We start from the raw sequence: 5,307 nt of genomic DNA, 5'->3' as shown, positions 1-5,307 counted from the left end.
TTTTCTACATACAATACTTACAGTGAAAAAATCTTAGCGCGATTCAGTCTTAAATTTTGGTTTTATGTCGAAAATAAAGTTGCTCTTTAGGATGTGTATATCTTACACAATCTTACTTAAATTTTTGTTAAATACAAATTTTTTTTTCTTTTTCTGGAGAAAATTAACGCAGTAATTTTTAAGCAGGTACATGCGTTGGCAAATCCTTGTTGGCAAAGGATTTTGACCTCATGAAAATTAACGGAAATATTTGGAAAAAAGGGCACTTGGGCTAAAAAAGTACCACCGTAGCGTTATTAGAAGCCAATACCCAGGTAACGCTTCTTACGCTGGTCATATTTATCAAAATTAAATTTGTAGAGCTTGGCAGGACGATGCGGCACGTCTTCTTCTTCTTCGTTCAAATCCATCAGTAAATCCATGGATAAAAACTTCTTTCTGAAGTTACGGCGGTCCAGTTCCATATCCAATATGGCTTCGTAGAGGTTCTGCAGTTCACGCAGGGAAAACTTACGGGGCAGCAGATTAAATCCGATGGGCTGTACCAGTACTTGCTGTTTCAGCCGTTCATGGCAGGTATCCAGGATTAGCTTGTGGTCAAAAGCCATCTCCTGCAGGTCTTTCACGCTATGCCAGTGTAGTTCGTTGTTAAGTGTTTTCAGTTCTACATGCTCTATGTTCACCAGCGAGTAGTAAGCCACGGTGATCACCCTGCCGGCAGGATGCCGTTGAATGGCGCCAAAAGTTTGTACCTGCTCCATGTACACATTATCCAATCCTGTACGGGCTTTCAGCACGCGGTAAGCCGCTTCATCCAGCTCTTCTTCCGGCCGGACAATATCCCCCAGCAAAGACCATTTGCCTTTGTATTCTTTGAGGTCAGATTCGATTAGTAATACTTTCAACTCATCGTTGTTGAAACCGAAGATGACACAGTCTACAGATATGGCTACCTTGAAATAGTCCTTTATTTCTACAAGGTGCGTATTGATGTTCTTGGTGTACATAGACATCATAAGGAACGTGGAATTACAGTAAAACGCAGTTAATTATGTTCACGTAGAATTATCATCAAATGAAAGGAAAAATTACCACATTTAAAACAAAAATTAATGAATTTTTTGAAGAGATATCCCCTAACCTGAAAGATAAGTTTAAATTTACGGCTCAGTTTCACATATTATGTACACAAAGGAGATAGAAATAACCCTGGCGCAGCTAGCCAAAGATTTGCTCAGCCATTTACAGCAGCAACAGCTGCTGCAATCCATTGATGAAACCCTGGATGCTCTTCGCCGTGTGATCAGTTATAACGACTGGCGCTACTACGTACAGAGCGAGCCAGTGATCAGTGACTACGAATATGACCAGTTGTTTGCCTGGCTTAAAAAGCTGGAGCAGGAACATCCCGATCTCATCACCGCCGACTCCCCTACCCAGCGTGTAGCCAAGGGACTTACCAAGGAGTTCATTACCGTACCCCACCTGGTACCGATGCTTAGCCTCGAGAACTCCTACAATGCAGACGACTTGCTGGACTGGGACCGCAAAGCCCGTGAAAGCGCCGGTATTCCTGAAATAGAATACTGCATCGAACCTAAGTTTGATGGCGCCAGCATTTCCCTGATTTATGAAGATGACCAGCTCGCACGCGGCGCCACCCGTGGCGATGGCGTTGCAGGAGAAGATATTACCACCAATATTAAACAGATCCGCTCTATTCCATTGTCTGCCAAATTCTCTAAATATGGCATTCACCAGATAGAAATCCGTGGGGAAGTACTGATCAATAAAAATACTTTTAGCGCCTTCAACGAAAAACGTATTGCCGACAATCAGCCACCACTGGCTAATCCACGCAACGCCGCTTCGGGCTCTCTCCGGATGGTAGACCCTAATGAAGTCGCTAAACGCGGACTGGAAGCCTTTCTGTATCATATGAGCTATCATACCATGAACGCGGGACAAACAGAACCGGATGCGCTCACAACGCATAGTGGTACGCTGGAACTATTGTCTACACTGGGATTCCGTAGCCCCGCCAAAGAAAAGAAAGTAGTCAAAGGCATTCAGGCAGTGATTGATCATTGTTTGTGGTTTGAAAATGAACGCGACAACCTGCCCTATGAAATTGATGGCATGGTGGTAAAAGTAAACGACTATGCGCTGCAGGATAAACTGGGCATGACCACGCATCACCCGCGCTGGGCCATTGCCTACAAGTTCAAAGCCCGGCAGGCCACCAGTAAATTACGTAGCGTGGAGTTCCAGGTAGGCCGTACCGGCTCTGTTACACCCGTTGCCAAAATTGATCCCGTACCCATTGGCGGTGTTACCGTTGCCTCTATTTCTCTTTTTAATGAAGAAGTCATCAAGGAGAAAGACCTGAAGCTGGGAGATACCGTGTTAGTAGAAAGAGCGGGAGATGTGATTCCTTACATTGTAAAATCTGTAGCCGACCTGCGGGATGGCAGCGAACAGGATATTGTGTTCCCTACCCACTGCCCTGTATGTCATGATAAGCTCGTAAAAACAGCTGACGAAGCTGTTTGGCGCTGCACCAATATTAACTGTGAAGCACAGGTAGTAGAAAGAATGATTCACTTTGTGAGCAAAGATGCCATGGATATCAAAAGCTTTGGCGAAAGCAACGTGCGTAAATTCTTTTCATTAGGACTACTAAAAGATATTCCCGGCATCTACGAACTGGACTTTGAAAAGATAGGTGCGCTGGAAGGCTTTGGTAAAAAATCGCTGACCAACCTGGAAAGCGCCATCACACAATCCAAAACACAACCGCTGCACCGGCTGATCTTTGGACTGGGCATCCGTTATGTAGGCGAAACCACCGCTAAAACACTGGCCAACGCGGTAACACATATCATGGATCTGCAAAGCTGGACAGAAGAACAGATCCTCGCATTGGAAGATATAGGACCTAAAGTGGCAGGCTCTATCCGGTTATTTTTTGCCAATGAAGATAACATCGCCATGCTCGATAAACTGGCAGCGCTGGGCATCAACATGGAAAACACCAAAAAGTCAGCACCTGTATCGGGCAACCTCAACGGACAAACGTTTTTATTTACCGGCACCCTGCATAAACTGAAACGCAGCGATGCAGAGGAAATGGTAGAACAGGAAGGCGGCAAAATAGTGAGTGGCGTAAGCAGTAAACTCAACTACCTCGTAGTAGGCGACGATGCCGGCAGCAAGCTGGAAAAAGCAAAAAAAATTAATACCATTAAGATATTGTCAGAAGAAGAATTTATTCAGCTTTTAGCAGTTAGCTTTTAGCTATTAGTGACTCATAGCAGGAGTCACTAATAGCTAAAAGCTAACTGCTAAAAGCTAACTGCTAAAAGCTAATTGCTATGATGACCGATGAACATTTTATGCGACAGGCGTTGCAGGAAGCGCGCAAAGCCTTCGAAGACGGAGAAGTGCCAATCGGCGCTGTGGTAGTATTAAATGACCGGATCATAGGCCGTGGTTATAATCATGTAGAAAGATTAAATGATTGTACGGCACATGCGGAAATGATCGCATTAACGGCAGCATTCAACACCCTGGGGAGTAAATATTTAATGGACGCTACTTTATTTGTAACGGTAGAACCTTGTCTGATGTGTGCGGGCGCTCTTTACTGGAGCAAGATTGGGAGGATTGTATATGCGGCGGCAGATGATAAGAACAGCTATCGCAGAGCTACCGGTGACCGGTCCCCGTTTCATCCTAAAACAAAACTGGAAGCCGGTCCGTGCAGCGAAGAAAGTTTACAGCTGATGAAAACTTTCTTTGAACAAAGGAGATAATTATTTCTTGTTGGAATCCATCAGCTTATTCATGCCCATCATTTGCTTCATGGTATGATCCATACCTTCAGAAGAACCATCCAGGAAGATGACGTTTCCTTTTGAGTTTTCAGCAAAATGTTTAATGGCTTCTGTCCACATGGAGAAGAGGATCACCGAGGTATCCAGGTTAGCCTGCTGCATTTCTTTAGCAGCCATACTCATACCCTTGGCTACTTCTTCACGGAACAGCGCCACACCCATACCACGCAGCTGAGCGGCCTGGCGTTCAGCTTCAGCAGCAATTTTGATGGCGTTACCATCTGCTTCGGCTGCTTTGGTTTTAGTGATCAGCAATGCCTGTCCTTCGTTTTCAGCAGCTGCTTTCAGGTTATTGGAAGCTACTACCTGTGCCATGGACTTCATGATTACTTCATCGAAAGTGATGTCGTTCATTTGCAGATCCAGCAGGTGGAAACCCCACTCTTCCAGGGTTTTGTCGATCTGCTCTTTTACGTGTTCAGTAATATCTTTACGCAGGCCCAACACTTCTGCCTGTCTTTTTGTAGCTACAAATCCACGGATAGAACCTTCAATAGTGCGCACCAGCGCCTGCATGAAGCTTCTTTCGTCCATAAATTTGAAGGCCACATTTTTAATCGTTTCTTCCTGTTGATTCCACACTGCATACAGCAGCATAGCTTTGAAGTAAACGTTGGCCTGATCAATGGTAATAGCCTGGAATTCCAGCTCCACAGATCTGTTCTGGATAGACACTCTTTTAAATACCTTTTCTATAACAGGTATTTTAAAGTTTAATCCTGGAAACAGCACCCGGTTGTATTTACCGAAGATGGTGGTTACGCCGATGTTTCCCTGTTGTACAGTAACAAAACACGACATTAGAACCAGGAACGCCAATACCAGTAAAATAATCAAGTACACATTCATAGTCTGATTGTTTAGGTAGGGTTTAAGCTCATAAATATACTGAAATAAAGCTAACAGAGAGAAGCAGACATAGTTTTCCCAGGGTATATCTCAAAAGCAGCGTTCCGGAAATAAAGAAAGAAAATAACAATGGACGAAAACTGAGCTTAAAAAACACAACGAATGAATAATAAAAAAAGCTTAGTCAGTTATCCTTTATATTCTTTGTCTTCTTCTGAAGTAAATAAATACGTCGTCCAGTTCTATTTGCTTTAATTGATAGGCGAGTCGTGTTCTAAGATCTTCTGTTTCGTCTTTTATTTTTCTGTACTGGTCTTTCAGAATTTCATAACGGGCCACAATTTCTTCAGCAGTAGCAGTTTCGTTCAGTTGCAAAATATAAAATGCTCTTTCCTCGGTTATCATAGTCATAGGGGTATTTCAGCTAATAATCATCTCGGATGTTTAAAAAACACACGTAATATTTAATTCACTAAATTAGTGGAGTTTGAAAAACAAGCAAATACCCAATCTTGGGTATTTTTAAAAAATTTAGCAATTTTTAGCAAAATTTTTTTTAACA

At 43.2% G+C, this 5,307-nt stretch carries 5 protein-coding genes; 2 read left to right on the top strand and 3 right to left on the bottom strand.

What is annotated here, in order from left to right; translation table 11 throughout:
* Window positions 1-296 precede the first annotated feature (296 nt).
* Window positions 297-1,016 carry an NUDIX hydrolase gene (locus VIP81_RS01290; protein ID WP_331956668.1) on the bottom strand — a complete coding sequence of 240 codons (720 nt, stop codon included), beginning with the start codon at window positions 1,014-1,016 and terminating at the stop codon, window positions 297-299.
* Between the two features lie 166 nt (window positions 1,017-1,182).
* Between VIP81_RS01290 and ligA the strand changes: the two genes are divergently transcribed.
* Window positions 1,183-3,297 (top strand): NAD-dependent DNA ligase LigA, encoded by a 2,115-nt coding sequence (gene ligA, locus VIP81_RS01285; protein WP_331956667.1) that lies wholly within the window; start codon window positions 1,183-1,185, stop codon window positions 3,295-3,297.
* A 77-nt stretch (window positions 3,298-3,374) separates the two neighbouring features.
* Window positions 3,375-3,815: a nucleoside deaminase gene (locus VIP81_RS01280; protein ID WP_331956666.1), complete on the top strand. Its 441-nt coding sequence runs from the start codon at window positions 3,375-3,377 to the stop codon at window positions 3,813-3,815.
* Here VIP81_RS01280 and VIP81_RS01275 read toward each other — a convergent pair whose 3' ends face one another.
* Both VIP81_RS01275 and VIP81_RS01270 read right to left on the bottom strand, forming a co-directional pair.
* Window positions 3,816-4,745: an SPFH domain-containing protein gene (locus tag VIP81_RS01275; protein ID WP_331956665.1), complete on the bottom strand. Its 930-nt coding sequence runs from the start codon at window positions 4,743-4,745 to the stop codon at window positions 3,816-3,818.
* Window positions 4,746-4,940: 195 nt separating this feature from the next.
* Window positions 4,941-5,156, bottom strand: a complete 216-nt coding sequence (locus VIP81_RS01270; protein WP_331956664.1) for a hypothetical protein — start codon at window positions 5,154-5,156, stop codon at window positions 4,941-4,943.
* Window positions 5,157-5,307: the final 151 nt, after the last annotated feature.

It is taken from the genome of Chitinophaga sp. (genome assembly GCF_036566945.1).
In the GTDB taxonomy this organism is placed as follows: domain Bacteria; phylum Bacteroidota; class Bacteroidia; order Chitinophagales; family Chitinophagaceae; genus Chitinophaga.
Note: the sequence above shows the minus strand (reverse complement) of the source record. Positions and strands in the feature narration are given on the sequence as shown.

What these genes read in the sequence shown, in the direction of transcription:
- VIP81_RS01280 (WP_331956666.1), top strand. Translation starts at nt 3,375, where the DNA reads ATGATGACCGATGAACATTTTATGCGACAGGCGTTGCAGGAAGCGCGC.
- VIP81_RS01270 (WP_331956664.1), bottom strand. Translation starts at nt 5,156, where the DNA reads ATGACTATGATAACCGAGGAAAGAGCATTTTATATTTTGCAACTGAAC.
- VIP81_RS01290 (WP_331956668.1), bottom strand. Translation starts at nt 1,016, where the DNA reads ATGATGTCTATGTACACCAAGAACATCAATACGCACCTTGTAGAAATA.
- ligA (WP_331956667.1), top strand. Translation starts at nt 1,183, where the DNA reads ATGTACACAAAGGAGATAGAAATAACCCTGGCGCAGCTAGCCAAAGAT.
- VIP81_RS01275 (WP_331956665.1), bottom strand. Translation starts at nt 4,745, where the DNA reads ATGAATGTGTACTTGATTATTTTACTGGTATTGGCGTTCCTGGTTCTA.